Source organism: Streptomyces sp. NPDC045846, assembly GCF_056431605.1.
Genome location: NZ_JBWKKJ010000006.1, coordinates 477,919 through 493,061, shown reverse-complemented (window position 1 = coordinate 493,061; position 15,143 = coordinate 477,919). Strand labels below are relative to the sequence as shown.

Sequence of the window (15,143 nt, the reverse complement as noted above, 5' to 3'; positions counted from 1 at the left end):
GAAACGGCCCTGGGCCGCGGTCAGTCGGGAGAGGGGCACAGGGGCCGGTAGGGCACGTCGGGCAGCAGATGGGCCCAGCGTTCGGGGCCGGTGTCGCCCAACAGGCGGCACACCTGGGCCTGTTGGCGCGGCACGTCCGTGTTCCAGATCCGCACGGTCCCGTCGTTGCTGCTGCTCACCAGGGTGCCGGGCAGGGCCGGGTCGAAGGTGACGCCCCAGACGGCTCCGCTGTGGCCGCTCAGCGCCGCGGTCTGTTCGGCGCGGGCGGGGTCCCACAGCCGGACGCTCTGGTCGCTGCCGCTGCTGGCGAGGGTCTTGCCGTCGGGACTGAAGGCGACCGCGCGCACCGAGCCGCTGGGCCCGGCGAGCACCCCGGCCGCCGTGCGGCGCGCCACGTCCCACAGGCGTACGGTGCCGTCGTTGGCGCCGCTGGCGAGGGTCTTGCCGTCGGGGGCGAAGGCGACCGCGCGCACCGAGCCGGTGTGGCCGCGCAGGAGGGAACGCGGGCCGTGGCCGGGGTCGTTCACGTCCCAGAGCCGCACCGTCAGGTCGTCGCTGCCGGTTGCCAGGGTGCGGCCGTCCGGGCTGAACGCGACGGCGTTGACGAAGTCCTCGTGGCCGTGCAGCGTGGCGTAGGGCTTCCGGGTGGCGACGTCCCACAGTGTCGCGGTGCGGTCGGCGCTCGCCGAGGCGAGCAGGCGGCCGTCGGGCGAGAAGGCGACCGCGAACACCGAGCCGTCGTGGCCCATCAGGGTCGCTTCGAGACGGCCCGAGGCCACGTCCCAGAGTCTGACCGTGCGGTCGGAGCCCGCGGAGGCGAGCAGGCGGCCGTCGGGCGAGAAGGCCACGGCGAACACCGAGCCGTCGTGGCCGGTGAGGGTGGCGCGCAGTCGGTGGCGCGCCATGTCCCAGAGGCGGACGGTGCGGTCCGCCTCCGCCGAGGCCAGCAGCCGGCCGTCGGGTGAGAACGCCGACTGCCACGCTTCGGTGAACGGCCGCGCGGTGAGCGCCGAACGGCCGGGGTCCCACAGCACCACGGACTGGTCGAATCCGGCGGTGGCCAGGCGCTCGTCGGGTCCGGCGGCCACGGCCAGGACGTAGTCGGTGTGGCCGGACAGGGTGGCCACCACGCGGTGGTTGGCCGCGTCCCACAGCTTGACGGTGCCGTCCCCGCTGGCGCTGATGACGGTGTCCCCGGCCCGGGTGAAGGCCACGGCGTTCACGTCGTCGCTGTGCCCGGTCAGCACGCCGCGCGACGTCCCGTCGGGCAGGTTCCACAGGCGTACGGTGCGGTCGGCGCCGCCGGAGGCCAGGGTGGTGCCGTCGGGGCTGAACGCGACGCCGAGCACCTGGTCGCTGTGGCCGGACAGGACGCGCGGCGGCTGACTGCCCGTCACATCCCAGAGCCGTACGGTGCGATCGGCGGAGGCCGATGCCACGCTGTGCCCGTCGGGGCTGAAGGCGACGGCCATCACGGTGTCGGTGTGCCCGGTGAGGACGGCGCGCGGGGTGCCGTCGGGCAGGTTCCACAGGCGTACGGTGCGGTCGGCTCCGCCGGAGGCCAGGGTGGTGCCGTCGGGGCTGAACGCCACGGAGCGCACGACCCCTCGGTGTCCCGGCAGGGACGCGGTGATGCGGTGGCCGACCGCGTCCCAGAGCCGGACGGTGCCGTCCTCGCCGGTGGTCGCCAGACGGGTGCCGTCCGCGGAGTAGGCGACCGAGGTGACGGCTCCGGTGTGCCCGGTCAGAGTGGCGGTCATCCGGCGGCTCGCGGTGTCCCACAGCCGCACGCTCGCGTCCGAGCTCGCCGTCGCGAGGGACGTGCCGTCGGGGCTGAACGCCACGGAGTTGACGGGCCCGGTGTGCCCGAGCAGCCTTCCGTCGAAGTACTGCGCCTGGGTGCTGAGCAGCGCGCCGCGCGCCTGGGGTGTGCGGTCGGTGCGGTAGGCGTCGGCGGCGAGCAGCATGGAGGCTTCCGGCTGGCCTGCCGCGAGCGCGCCGGACCGTACGGCCAGGGCCTGCGACCGGGCGGTGCGGCTCTGGTCCAGGGCGCGCCGGCTCTGCTGGAAGGCGAGGGCCCCGGCGGTCACCGCGACCGCGAGCAGCCCGGCGAGGGTGACGAGCAGGGCGCGGCGGATCCGGATCTGGCGCCGCGCCGCGCGCACCCCGCGTTCTTCATCCGCCTCGCAGGCACCGAGGAACTCGCCCTCCACCGGCCCGAGTTGGGCGCGGTCGGCGGCCTGGTGCGAGCGGTCGCGCACGGCGGCCAGCCGGGTGCCCCGGTAGAGCAGACTCGGATCGCGGCCGGAGCGGACCCACTGGGTCGCCGCGTCGAAGACCTCCTGGCGCATCACGAGGGCGGCCCGGTCCGCGTCGATCCACCCGCGCAGCCGGGGCCAGGCGTGCAGGAGCGCCTCGTGGGTGATCTCCACGGTCTCGCTGCCCGCGGTGAGCAGACGGGCGCGGACGAAGGCGTCGAGGGCGCGGGCCCCGGCCTCCGGGTCGGTCAACTGCCGCATCAGTGACTCGCGTTCCACGGGCCTGCGGGTCTGGGCGGTGTCGTCCGCGATGTGCACGAGGCGGACCAGGAGTTGACGTGCCATCAGCTGTTCGGCGGGATCGAGGCGGGCGTGCACCGATTCGGCGGTGCGGGCGACCGCGCCGTGGATGCCGCCCGTCGTCTCGTATCCGGCCACGGTCAGGGTGCGGCTGGTGCGCTGCTGCCAGGTGACGAGGAGGGCGTGCGCGAGCAGCGGCAGCGAGCCCGCGGAGGACGCCGAGTCGGTGCCCAGATCCCTCAACAGCAGTTCCACCAGGCCCGGTTCGAGGCTGAGCCCGGCTCGCTCGGCCGGTCCGGTGATCGCCTGGCGCAGTTGGGTGCCGGACATGGGGCCGAGCGCGTACAGACCGTGGGTGAAGACCTCCACGAGGTGGGGGTGGTCGAGGCAGCGGCCGCAGAAGTCGGCGCGCAGGCCCACCACGACGGCGGCGCGGGCGGTGGTGCCGTCGGTGTCCCGGGCGGTGGCCAGGGCGTGGAGCACGGCGACGAAGTCGCGGCGTTCGCGGTCGCTCTCGCAGAGGGTGAACGCCTCCTCGAACTGGTCGACCAGCAGCACCAGACCGGGGGCGCGGCCGGGCACCGCCGACGCTTCGAGCAGCGCGCCCGGCCGCTCGGCCAGCGCCTCGGGGGTGAGCTCCGCGCCCGCCGCCCCGAGCACGTCGGCCGCGCAGCGCAGGAGTTCCTTGAGCGGATGGGCGGTCGGGGTGCACACGACGACCGGCCAGTGGTCGGAGCCGGGGACGGGCAGCGCGCCGCGGCGGAGCGCGGGCAGCAGCCCGGCCTGGAGCAGCGACGACTTCCCGGCGCCCGAGGGGGCGACGACGGCGAGCGGTCCGCGGCCCATCCGCTCCGCGAGCCGCCCGGCCAGTTCGGCCGTCGCGCTCTCGCGGCCGTAGAACCAGGCGGCGTCCTGCGGCCCGTAGGCGGCGAGTCCCCGGTAGGGGCACACCGTCGCGTCGGCCGGTGCGCCCGGGGCGGTGCGCGGCGGGGGGAGGGCGGCCGGTTTCGGCAGGAGGCGCAGGAGCGTGCCCCGCGCGTCGAGGGCCTCGTCGCAGCGGCGGGCGACGTCGAGGGTGGGCGGTTTGCTGCCGTTCTCGATCTTGCTGAGATAGCCCTTGCTGTAGTGGATCGAGCGGGCCAGTCCGGTGAGGGACACCTTGCGCAGGCCTCTCAGACGCCGCAGCTCCGCTGCGAATCCGTCGGCCTTCTCGTCGTCCGTTGGCACGGGACCCACCTTTCCGTGACGGCCGGGGCGTACGCCGGAAAAGGATGAACTTCGTCCGGTTCCGGTCCGCAACAGGCGTGCGAGCCGGGCGGGTTCGCCCCTCGCGCACGGTTCGTCCGGCACCGGCCGCGAAGTCGCGCGGGCGAGGCGACTTTCCGGTGCGATCCGGCATCTCCGCCGCCGAGTGGGGAGTTGGACACCTTCCGGCCACCGAAGTCGGGGGCAATTGTTAAATCTGAGTTCCGGGAGCACCGAACTCGATCTTGCCTCTTTACATGTTCATGGCGGGCATAGCAGGGTTTCGGCCGGGACCACATGGTCCCCGCGGTGCACAACAGCACCGTGCGTACGGGTGGTTGTTGAGCCGACCGCCCCCGCACCTCTAAGGACCTCCCACCGTGCGTACACCCCACATACGCAGCCTGGCGATAGCCCTGGCCGTCACCACGGCCGTCACCATCACCGCGGGAGGCGGGGCCACGGCCGTCGCCGCACCCGCCACCCCGGGGGCCACCGCCCCCGCCGCCGGCGCCGGTTTCCAGCCGGTCGTGGAAGCGGCCCGCACCGCGGCCCTGGCCCACGCCTCGGCCACCGGTGTCGGCAAGGACGACACGCTTCAGGCCACCGACGTTCTGGTGGACACGGACGGCAAGCAGCACGTGCGCTTCGTCCGCTCGCACCGCGGACTGCCGGTCCTCGGCGGCGATCTGGTCATCCACCTGGACAAGAGATCCGCCTACACCGGCGTGACCCGCGCGCTGCGCCACCAGGTCGACCTGCCGACCACCGGCGCCAAGCTGACGGCCGGACAGGCCCAGGCCAAGGCCGCCGCCACCGCCAAGGGCACCGCCGGGGCCGCCCAGCTCGTGGTCGACGCCCGCGCCGGACGCTCGGCGCTCGCCTACCGGATCCAGGTCAAGGACAGCGCGACCGCCGAGTCCGGCAGCCGTACCGTGGTCCTCGACGCGGCCACCGGCGCCGTCCTCAGCAACACCCCGGCCAGCGATTCGTTCCTGTCGCCCAGCGTGCGGGAGAAGCTCCGCAAGAGCGGCCAGAAGCTCAGCCCCTCGCTCGGGACGGCCGCGCCCGCCCCTCTCGCGTCCTCCGCCGCGACCGGGTTCCCGGCGCAGGCGACCGGCACGGGCTCCTCCCTGTTCGTCGGCAGCGTGTCGTTGACCACCACGCAGACCGCCAAGAGCGCCTTCACGCTCAAGGACCCCAGCCGCGGCCAGACCGAGACCCGTGACGCGGGCAACAAGGAGCTGGAGCAGTTCGCGGGCGGCAAGCCGTTCACCAGCACCACCGACCGCTGGGGCACCGGCAGGGCGAGCGACCGCGCCACCGCCGCCGTCGACGCGCAGTACGGCATCACCAGCACCCTCGACTTCTACAAGAAGACGCTGGGCCGCAACGGCATCAAGAACGACGGCGCGGGCGCGCACGCCCTGGTCCACTTCGGCAGCAAGGTCGGCAACGCCTTCTGGTCCTCCGACTGCGGCTGCATGCTGTACGGCGACGGTGACGGGCAGACCTTCGCGCAGCCCCTCGTCGTCCTCGACGTCACCGGCCACGAGCTCACCCACGGTGTCGTGGACGCGACGGCGAACCTCCAGCCGACCCGTGTCGACGCCAACGACAACCAGTTCGGCGAGCCCGGCGCGCTCAACGAGTCGCTCGCCGACATCTTCGGCAGCAACGTCGAGTTCGCCACCAACAACCCGAACAACCCGCCCAACTACCTGATGGGCGAGAAGCTCGGCCTCCAGCAGAAGTTCCTGCGCCGCCTGGACCACCCCTCGCTCGACAAGCTGGAGGGCACCGTCGACTACTGGTCGGCGGCGTCGTACGACACCGAGGTGCACGCGGGTTCCGGCGTCTCCTCGCACGCCTACTACCTGCTGGCCGAGGGCAGCGGCAAGAAGACCATCAACGCGGTGGCCTACGACTCGCCGACCTACGACGGCTCGACGGTGACCGGCATCGGCCGGGACAAGGCGACGCAGATCTTCTACCGGGCGCTCACCCGGTACATGGTCTCCACGACCGACTTCCACGACGCCCGCACCGCCACGCTGAGCGCCGCCGCCGACCTCTACGGCGCGACCAGCACCGAGTACAAGACGGTGGACAAGGCCTGGGCCGCCGTCAACGTGACCGCGGCCAACGCCCCCTCCGGCAGCTGATCCCGCGCGCCGCTGCCGCCCCGTGAGGTACGGGGCGGCAGCGGCGTGTCCGGGCCGCCGTTCACCCCGCCGGCACCAGGGTGTCGAGCGGGGTCGTCACCACGTCGCTGGTGGGGCGGGACAGGTGCAGCGCGGTGTGGAAGTAGCCCTCGCACTCCTTGCCCCGCGGGTCCTGCCCGGAAGCGGTCACCGCCTCGACGGCGTACCGCTGTTCGCGGGCGCCGGTGAAGCGGCGCTGCGGGAAGGTGGGAACCGCCCGTTCCGTGGCCAGGCCGAAGCCGGCGAGGCAGCCCGCGATCTCCTCGTACGGGGTGGTGCGCAGGACGAACGCGGCGACCCACACGGGCCCGCGTGCCGCGGACAGCAGCGGCCGGAAGGTGCGGTGCGACAGGAAGCTCGCGCCGCCGGTCACCGTGATGAGCCGGGTCCGGCGCACCGCGCGGCGCAGGGCGGGGCTGGGCGGGGCGGCCTCCAGGTTCTCGGTGAACCCCTCGGCGAGCAGCCCCGTCCGCAGCCCGTAGGCGACGGCCCGCGAGGCGATGTCGAGCCCGATCACGCGGACCGGGTCAGGGCGGCGCCGGCCGGCGAAGAAGTCCCGGTCCCACGCGGCCAGTTCGTCCGTGCTCATCGAGGCGGCCGCAGGCGAGGTGTAGCGGGCGTACAGCTCCTCCAGCGTCACGTCGTGGTTGAGCAGGGCCGCGTTGATGCCGTACGAGCAGCACAGGTCGAGCACCGTCAGGTCGGCCGGGCCCGCCGTGCCCAGCGCGGCCCGCAGCCGCCGGAAGATCTGCTGGGCGTGGCCGGGCGTGCGGTATTCGAGCGGGCCGAGGGCCTGGAAGTAGGCCCGCGGGTCCGGCCGGTCGTAGACGTCGTCGAACGCCTCCATCCCCGCCACGGCGGCGCCGGCCTCCGCGCTCACCGCGCCGCCCGCATCCGAACCGGTCCGCTGAGCATCGGTCATCGCCCGTCCGTCCCCTCGCGCTCCGTCGCCGCTTCCCCGCCCGAGCATGGGGACGGCGACGGCGCTTGGGAATACGGCCCGTCCGGAACCGGCCATCCCCGAACCTCCCCGTGGCACGGGGCAGTTGGCACGGCCGACCCGGATCGCGCAGGGCGATGCGACGGCGTCAGCGGAGCACGGCCGCCATCGGGGCGAGATCCCGCGGGAGCGGGACGAGGGGGGCCGCGGGCTTGCCCGGCTTGTTCCCGGCAGCCGTCCCGCACAGCGCCTGGCTGTAGAACCCGAGGAACGCCGCGTCGATCGGGCTGGGCTCCACCTTCCCGTCCGGACCGATCTTCTGGTACTTCATCAAGTTGTAGGCGACCGCCATCTGGCGCTTGCCGTCCTCGCTCGACAGGACGTCCGTCCCGGCGCCGAACACGGCTCCGTCATGTCCCCAGAAGCGCCCGCAGGGCAGGTCGACGCTGTACACGCCCAGGCCGTAGCGCATGACGACCTGCCCGTTCGCGCCGAGCACCGGCACCGTCGTCCGCATCTCCTCCAGCTGTGCGGGAGCGAGGAGCTGACCGCGCAGCAGCTCGCGGTAGAAGTCGGTGAGGTCGGAGGTGGTGGACACCAGCGCCCCGGCGGTGCCGCCCCACGACATGTCGTACACGCTGTAGTCGCGCGGCGGGTCGATCAGGCCGTAGAACGACTCGTACATCCTCGGGTGCGGCCCGGCGATGGAGGGGGTGCGCGGGAAGTACGTGTCGCGCAGGCCCGCCTTCCGGATCACGTTGCGGGTGATGTACGCCTCCGGGTCCTCGCCCGTGACCTTGCGGAGCAGCATCCCGGCGATGACGTAGTTGGTGTTGGAGTACGACCACTTCTCGCCGGGCCTGCCCGTGGCCGGGCCCTCGACTCCCAGGCGAGCCAGCTCCTCGGGGCGGAAACGGCGGAAGCGGTTGTCGTCCAGGCTCTGGGTGGACTTGCGCGCCAGCGAGGGGAAGGCGCCCAGGACGTAGTCGTCGATGCCGCTGGTGTGGTTGAGCAGCATCCGTACGGTGATCTCCTGGCCGCGCTCGCCGGGGACGGTCTCGGGCAGGTAGCGGCCGATGGGGGCGTCGAGGTCGACGCGGCCCTTGGCGACCTGCTGGAGCACGGCGACCGCCGTGAACGCCTTGGTGACGCTGCCGACGCGGTGCTGGAGCCCCGGCCGCATGGGGCGCCCGGTGCCGACGTCGGCGACGCCCGCGGCGCCCAGCCACTCCTGCCCGCCGTCCCTGACGGTCGCGTTCAGGCCGTACATGCCCGCCGCGTGGATCGCCTCCAGCGACGCGCCGAGAGCCTTGCGATCGAGCCGGGGCGCGCTCACGGCGGCGCCCGGGGCCGAGCCCGTCGCGGGGGCGGGGGCCGCGGCCCCGGCCGGGACGACGGTCGCCAGCAGGGCAACCGCCAGTGCGGCGGTGGTCGCGGCGGCGCGGGTGCGACGGCGATCCGGGCGGGTCGAGGACATGGGCCTTCCCTTCGGGCGGGTGAACGGGGCGTCAACCTTCGCAAGCCGCCCGGCCCCGGCAGATCGTCCCGGGGAACGATCTCGCCGCCGCGCGGTGCACCGGACGGATGAGCCGCTCTCGGCCACCGTGGCCGACATCGGGCAGGCTTAGTGTTTTCCTTCTCCGGGCTGCCTTCGGAGGCAGCGACGAGGAACGAGGAACGGTGGGCGTGCGTGATCAGGCTCCGTGAGCACCAGGTGGACGCGAAGGCGCGGATCCTCGCCCAGTTCGGCTTCCCGGCCCGCTCCGGTGTGCCCAAGGGCGGGGCACGGGCCACGGTCGTCTCGGCGACCGGCAGCGGCAAGACCTACACCGCCGCGTCGGCCGCGCTGGAGATGTTCCCGCGCGGCCGGATCCTGGTGCTCGTGCCCACCCTCGACCTGCTGGTGCAGACCGCCCGGGCCTGGCGGGCCGTCGGCCACCGCTCCCCCATGGTCGCGGTGTGCTCCCTGGAGGCCGACGAGGTCCTGGACGGTCTCGGCGTGCGGTGCACCACCAACCCCATCCAACTGGCGCTGTGGGCCGGACGGGGCCCCGCCGTCGTGCTCGCCACCTACGCCTCACTGGTGGAGCGGGACGACCCGGCGGAACAAGCCCTGCCGGGCGTGGACAAGGTGCCCGGTCCTCTCGAACTGGCCCTGTCCGGCGGCGAGTTGATGTACGGACAGCGGCTCGACCCCTTCGACCTCGCGGTGGTCGACGAGGCCCACCGCACCGCGGGCGACACCGGGCGCCCATGGGCCGCCGTGCACGACCAGGCGCGCATCCCGGCCGCGCGGAGGCTCTATCTGACGGCCACGCCCCGCATCCTCGCCGCCCCCCGGGCCCCGCGCGGCAGGGACGGCCGGGAGCTGGAGATCGCGAGCATGACGGAGGACTCGGCCACCTACGGCCCGCAGATCGTCCAGCTCGGTCTCGGCGAGGCCGTCGAGCGCGGCATCCTGGCCGGGTTCGAGATCGACGTCCTGGAGATCCGCGATCCCTCGCCGCCCCGCGCCAAGGCGTCCGAGGAGGTGCTGCGGGGGCGGCGCCTCGCGCTGCTCCAGACCGCGCTGCTCGAACACGCCGCGGCGCACGACCTGCACACCGTGATGACGTTCCACCACCGGGTCGAGGAGGCCCGCGCCTTCGCGGCCCGGCTGCCCGCGACCGCCGCCGAACTGTACGCGAGCGACGTCAGCGGCCGGGCGCGGCGGCGGGCCGCGAAGCTGCCGCCCTCCCCGGCCGAGCCGTACGGCCTGGAACCGGACCGGCACGTCCCGGCGGACCGGGTGTGGTCCCAGTGGCTGTGCGGGGACCATCTGGTGTCCGAACGGCGCGAGGCGCTGCGGCAGTTCGCGGACGGCGTCGACCCCCGGGGGCGCCCGGTGAGCCGCGCCTTTTTGGCGAGCGTCCGGGTGCTCGGCGAGGGCGTGGACATCGTCGGCGCCCGCGGCGTCGAGGCCATCTGCTTCGCCGACACCCGCGGGTCCCAGGTGGAGATCGTCCAGAACATCGGCCGGGCGCTGCGCCCCAACCCGGACGGCACCACCAAGACCGCCCGGATCCTCGTGCCGGTCTTCCTCACCCCGGACGAGGACCCGGACGACATGATCGCGTCCGCCAGTTACGCGCCGCTCGTGGCCGTATTGCAGGGGCTGCGCTCGCACGACGAGCGGCTCGTCGAGCAGCTCGCCTCGCACGCCCTGACGCGCGGGGCCGACAGCGGCCGCCCTCCCCATCTGCGCCGCGACGGCCGGGGCCGCATCATCGACTCGGGCGCGGACGACGAGAACCCGCTGCTGCGCTTCTCGACCCCGCGCGACCCCGCGACCATCGCCGCCTTCCTGCGCACCCGGGTCTACCGCCCCGAGTCCCTGGTGTGGCTCGAAGGCCTGGGCGCGCTGCGCCGCTGGCGGCGCGAGCACCACCACACCGGGCTGGTGTCCGTGCCGTACGACACCGAAGTCGCCCTGGGCGTCGCCGTGTTCCCGCTCGGCCGGTGGGTGGCGCAGCAGCGGCACGCCTTCCGGAACGGCGAACTCGACGAGCACCGCAGGATCCAGCTCGACGAGGCGGGGATGGTGTGGGAGCCGGGCGACGAGGCGTGGGAGGGCAAGCTCGCCGCGTTCCGCGCCTTCCACCGGGCCCACCACCATCTGGCGCCCCGGCAGGACGCCGTCTGGCTGGACGAGCCCGTCGGGCAGCACCTGGCGAACCTGCGCAGGACGGGCGGCCTCGGCAAGGACCCCGTGCGGGCGGGGCGCCGGGCGGACCAGCTCGCGGCGATCGACCCGGACTGGAACTGCCCCTGGCCGCTGGATTGGCAGCGGCAGTACGCGGTGCTGCGCGACCTCGTGGCCGCCGACGGCGCGCTGCCCGACATCCGTCCCGGGGTGACCTTCGACGGGGACGACCTCGGACGCTGGGTCGAGCGGCAGCGCCAGGACTGGCGCGCCCTGTCCGGGGCCCAGCGGGAGCGGCTGGCCGCGCTCGGCATGGAGCCCGCCGCGCCGCCTCCCGCGCGGCCGGCGGCCGGGACCCCGGGGAAGGTGTCGGCGGCGTTCACCCGCGGTATCTCGGCCCTGGCGCAGTACGTCCAGCGCGAGGCGCGCACCACCATTCCCCGGGGGCACGAGGAGATCCTGCCGGACGGCACCGTCGTGAAGCTGGGCATCTGGTACTCGAACCTCAAGAGCCGGCGCGCCGGGCTCAGCCACAGCCAGCGCAGCGCCCTGGCCCGGCTGGGCGTCGACTGGGCGTAGCCGCCCGGTCAGCGCAGCCGGCGGTCCGCCTCGTCGATGGGCACGTCGTTGATGCTGGCCTCGCGGCGGCGCATCAGCCCGGCGTCGTCGAACTCCCACTGCTCGTTGCCGTGGCTGCGCCACCACTGGCCCCGCGCGTCGCGGCACTCGTACTCGAACCGCACGGAGATGCGGTTGCCGGTGTACGACCACAGCTCCTTGCGGAGCCGGTAGTCCAGCTCGCGCCGCCACTTCTCGGCGAGGAAGGCGCGGATCTCCGCGCGGCCGGTCAGGAAGCGGTCCCGGTTGCGCCACCGCGAGTCCTCGGTGTAGGCGAGGGCGACCCGCTCGGGGTCCCGGGAGTTCCAGGCGTCCTCGGCGGCCTGCACCTTGGCCCGGGCGCTCTCCTCGGTGAACGGGGGCAGGGGCGGGCGTACGTCGGCGGTCACGGTGGCTCCGATCGGGTCGGCGAAAGGCGAGAACGAGCGTTCTCACTCCGGTTCCGTACCGTAGAGAACGCCCGTTCTCAGCGCAAGTCATAATGGCGTCATGAGTCAGACAGGCGGCGTGATGGACGACGACGAGGCGCGGAGGCGGCTGCTCGACGCGGCGGACGCGCTCTTCTACACGTACGGGGTGCAGGCGGTCGGGATGGACCGCATCCGCGCCGAGTCCCAGGTACCGCTGAAGCGCCTCTACCGGCTCTTCCCCGCGAAGGATGCGCTCGTCGCCGCCTACCTCGACCGCCACGACCGGCGCTGGACGGCCGGGCTGCGACGCCATGTGGAGGCCGCGCCCGCGGAGCCGCGCGAGCGGGTGCTCGCGGTCTTCGACTGGCTGGCCGAGTGGTTCGCCGAGCCCGCCTTCCGGGGCTGCGCCTTCCTCAACGCCCTCGGAGAGCTGGGCGAGACGCCGGCGGCGGTGAACGACGTCGCCCGCCGCCACAAGGCGGAGCTCCGGCGGATCCTGGCCGGGCTGGCCGCCGACGCGGGGTCCCCCGCGCTCGGGGACCAGCTGATGATCCTCGTCGAGGGCGCGACCGCCGTCGCGGCGCTCGACCCCGGCCCGGCCCCGGCCCTCGGGGCACGCTCCATGGCCGAGACGCTCCTGGCCGCCGGGCGGTGAGCCGGAGCCCGGCACGACGTCACCTTCGGCAGGCGTTCCGCATGCGTCGGCGTGGTACCGGTGACAGTGTCGAATGGCCGGGGCGTACCCGGCGTCCGCGGCCGGGCGGCCGGGCGCGGCCCGACACGGATGAGGAGTCACCAGTGCGCCATCGCATCGTTGCCGAAAGACTTCCCGACGGCGGCATCCTCAAGGAGTGGCACATGGTCCGCGGCGACGAGGAACGGGCCATGTGCGGACGCGACTTGGCCAAGGACGCGGAGGAACTGCCCGACGACGCCTGGGGTACGGACCGCGCCCACCCCTTCTGTCACACCTGCGGCGCGCTCTACCTGCGCGAGGTCCCCTAGCCCGCCGTGGGCGGGCGGCGCCCGACCCGCCCGCCACCGGTCCACTCCTGCCGCCAACTCGCCTGCCCTGAGGCCTGGTTGAGGCTCCGGCAGCAGCACGATCACCCTGGCCCCTCCTCCCCTTCCCGGCTCCGCATCGTGGAGTTCCGCCGCGGAGAAGGGACATCGCATGACCGAACCCACGCTCGCCCCCGAGGTCCGCACGACGTCCGGAACCGTCCGTGGCCGCATGGCGGACGGCATGGCCGTCTTCCGCGGCGTCCCGTTCGCCGAGCCGCCGGTCGGCCCCGTCCACCTGGCCCCGCCCGTGCCCGCCCGGCCGTGGGACGGTGTCGCCGCGCACGGCGCCCCGGGCTGGGCCGCTACCGCACCGGCGAGCGGCTGACCCGGGTGTACGACGCCGAGCCGAGCGCCGTGCCGTACCCGCAGGAGACCTCCCGCCGGATCTGGGCCAACACGGCTTCGCGCCGCTGGAATTGACGGCCGGCCCCGCTCCCCTGCCCGCGCTCTGAGCCCCTGGGCGCGCCGCACTGGCTCAGGTCCGACCGCGAGCGGGTGATTGCGGGGAATATGTCCGGTGACCGCCGGGTACTCGCGTCCGGCAGGTGCGGTGGCGGCGGCAGGAGGCAGCTCATGAGCAGTGCGGCACAGGACACCGGGCCGGGCCCGCGAACCATCACGACCGCGGTGCCGTCGCGACTGGACCGGCTGCCCTGGTCGCGCTGGCACTGGATGATCGTGATCGGGCTCGGCACCGTGTGGATCCTGGACGGGCTCGAGGTCACGGTCGTCGGGAACATCGCGAGCCGGCTCTCGGAGCACGGCAGCGGCCTCGCGATCACCGACGCCCAGGTCACCGGCCTCGGCGCGGCCCTGTATGTGGCGGGGGCCTGCTCGGGGGCGCTGTTCTTCGGGTGGCTGACCGACCGGTTCGGGCGCAAGAAGCTGTTCCTGGTCACCCTCGCCGTGTACCTCGCGGCCACGGCGATGACCGCGCTGTCGTTCTCCGCATGGTGGTTCTTCCTGTTCCGCTTCCTGACGGGCTTCGGCATCGGCGGCGAGTACGCGGCCATCAACTCCGCCATCGACGAGCTGATCCCCAGCAAGTACCGCGGCCGCGTCGACCTCATCATCAACGGGAGCTACTGGCTGGGCGCGATGGGCGGGGCGCTGCTCTCCGTGCTCGCGCTCAACACCGACCTCCTGCCGAAGAACGTCGGCTGGCGGCTCACCTTCGCCCTCGGCGTCGTGCTCGGTCTGGTCATCCTGCTGGTGCGGCGGCACGTGCCGGAGAGCCCGCGGTGGATGTTCATCCACGGTCGCGAGGAGGGTGCGGAGCAGCTGCTCGACGACGTGGAGCGGCAGGTCGAGGAGCAGACCGGCGAGCCACTGCCGCCCCCGGGGCGGTCGATCACCATCGAGCAGCGCGAGAGCGTGGGCTTCCTCGAGATCGCGCGCACGCTGTTCCACGCCTACCCCAAGCGCGCGGTCCTCGGCTTCGCCCTGTTCATCGGTCAGGCCTTCCTCTACAACGCGATCACCTTCGGTTTCAGCTCGATCCTGGTGAAGTTCTTCGCCGTGTCGAGCGGCACCACCGGCTACTTCTTCGCCGTGATCGCCTTCGGCAACTTCCTGGGGCCCCTGACCCTGGGCAAGCTCTTCGACACGGTCGGACGGCGCCGGATGATCGCCGGGACCTATGTGCTTTCGGGTCTCCTGCTCTTCGTGACCGCGTGGCTCTTCGCCCAGGGGTGGCTCAACGCGACCACGATGACGGCGTGTTGGTGCGTGGTGCTGTTCTTCGCGTCGGCGGGCGCCAGTTCGGCGTACCTCACGGTGAGCGAGATCTTCCCGATGGAGACCCGGGCGATGGCGATCGCGTTCTTCTACGCCATCGGCACGGCCGCGGGCGGCATCTCGGGGCCGCTGGTCTTCTCCGCGCTGACGTCCAGCGGGGTGGTCGGCGACGCCGTCATCGCCTTCAGCATCGGCGCCGCCCTGATGACGGCGGCCGGGGTGGTGGCCGCGTTCCTCGCGATCGACGCCGAGGGCAGGTCCCTGGAGGACATCGCCGCCCCGCTCTCCGCCCGGCTCGCCGCGGCGACCGAGAAAGCGGCCCCGACACCGCCCGGCGCGCCCGCCGCGTAACGCTCGGCGCGACGCTGCCGGGCGGCGGCTACCCGGCCTCGGGAGCGCCCGGCGCGGACCGGCCGCCGGTGCCGTAACGCTGGGCTCCGGCCCCCGCGTGAAGCCGGGGCCGCCGGAGCCCTGGTGGCCTGACGTGCGCTGCGGAAGCCGAGCCGCCTGACCTCCTCCGGCCCGGTTCGACCCAACGGGCTCGCGGCGCGACCTCGCCTTCCCTCCGACGGGGCCTGACCGACCTGGCCCCTGGCCCGTCCTGCCCAGGGGAACGCGCCCGAGGAGAGGCGGCCCGAGGGGCCGGGCTGCCCTGACGCGACGAGCAGCGCGGCAGCGGCCGCG

Annotated in this window: 10 protein-coding genes; 6 read left to right on the top strand and 4 right to left on the bottom strand. The window is 73.7% G+C overall.

Going from position 1 to position 15,143, the window contains the following annotated elements:
• Window positions 1–20 precede the first annotated feature (20 nt).
• Window positions 21–3,785, bottom strand: a complete 3,765-nt coding sequence (locus AC07F3_RS20135; protein WP_479115825.1) for an nSTAND1 domain-containing NTPase — start codon at window positions 3,783–3,785, stop codon at window positions 21–23.
• A gap of 398 nt (window positions 3,786–4,183) precedes the next feature.
• On the opposite strand from AC07F3_RS20135, the gene AC07F3_RS20130 reads away from it, so the two are divergent.
• Complete coding sequence (locus AC07F3_RS20130) at window positions 4,184–5,968, top strand: M4 family metallopeptidase (protein ID WP_479115824.1); 1,785 nt, start codon at window positions 4,184–4,186, stop codon at window positions 5,966–5,968.
• Window positions 5,969–6,029: 61 nt separating this feature from the next.
• Here AC07F3_RS20130 and AC07F3_RS20125 read toward each other — a convergent pair whose 3' ends face one another.
• Entirely contained in the window at window positions 6,030–6,929 is a 900-nt protein-coding gene (locus AC07F3_RS20125) for a hypothetical protein (protein WP_479115823.1), read from the bottom strand.
• Between the two features lie 166 nt (window positions 6,930–7,095).
• Entirely contained in the window at window positions 7,096–8,424 is a 1,329-nt protein-coding gene (locus AC07F3_RS20120) for a serine hydrolase domain-containing protein (protein WP_479115822.1), read from the bottom strand.
• A 213-nt stretch (window positions 8,425–8,637) separates the two neighbouring features.
• Between AC07F3_RS20120 and AC07F3_RS20115 the strand changes: the two genes are divergently transcribed.
• Window positions 8,638–11,208, top strand: coding sequence for a helicase associated domain-containing protein (locus AC07F3_RS20115; RefSeq protein ID WP_479115821.1), 2,571 nt, complete (start codon window positions 8,638–8,640; stop codon window positions 11,206–11,208).
• A gap of 8 nt (window positions 11,209–11,216) precedes the next feature.
• Here the strand turns inward: AC07F3_RS20115 and AC07F3_RS20110 are convergent, their stop codons facing one another.
• A complete protein-coding gene (locus AC07F3_RS20110; protein WP_479115820.1) occupies window positions 11,217–11,636 on the bottom strand; it encodes a DUF1348 family protein in 420 nt (139 codons plus the stop codon).
• 100 nt (window positions 11,637–11,736) lie between these two features.
• On the opposite strand from AC07F3_RS20110, the gene AC07F3_RS20105 reads away from it, so the two are divergent.
• The 4 genes from AC07F3_RS20105 (at window position 11,737) to AC07F3_RS20090 (ending at window position 14,810) form a co-directional block, all read left to right on the top strand.
• Complete coding sequence (locus tag AC07F3_RS20105; RefSeq protein ID WP_479115819.1) at window positions 11,737–12,312, top strand: TetR/AcrR family transcriptional regulator; 576 nt, start codon at window positions 11,737–11,739, stop codon at window positions 12,310–12,312.
• Window positions 12,313–12,455: 143 nt separating this feature from the next.
• A complete protein-coding gene (locus AC07F3_RS20100) occupies window positions 12,456–12,662 on the top strand; it encodes a hypothetical protein (protein ID WP_479115818.1) in 207 nt (68 codons plus the stop codon).
• Between the two features lie 169 nt (window positions 12,663–12,831).
• Window positions 12,832–13,047, top strand: coding sequence for a carboxylesterase family protein (locus tag AC07F3_RS20095; RefSeq protein WP_479115817.1), 216 nt, complete (start codon window positions 12,832–12,834; stop codon window positions 13,045–13,047).
• A gap of 248 nt (window positions 13,048–13,295) precedes the next feature.
• Complete coding sequence (locus AC07F3_RS20090; RefSeq protein WP_479115816.1) at window positions 13,296–14,810, top strand: MFS transporter; 1,515 nt, start codon at window positions 13,296–13,298, stop codon at window positions 14,808–14,810.
• Window positions 14,811–15,143: the final 333 nt, after the last annotated feature.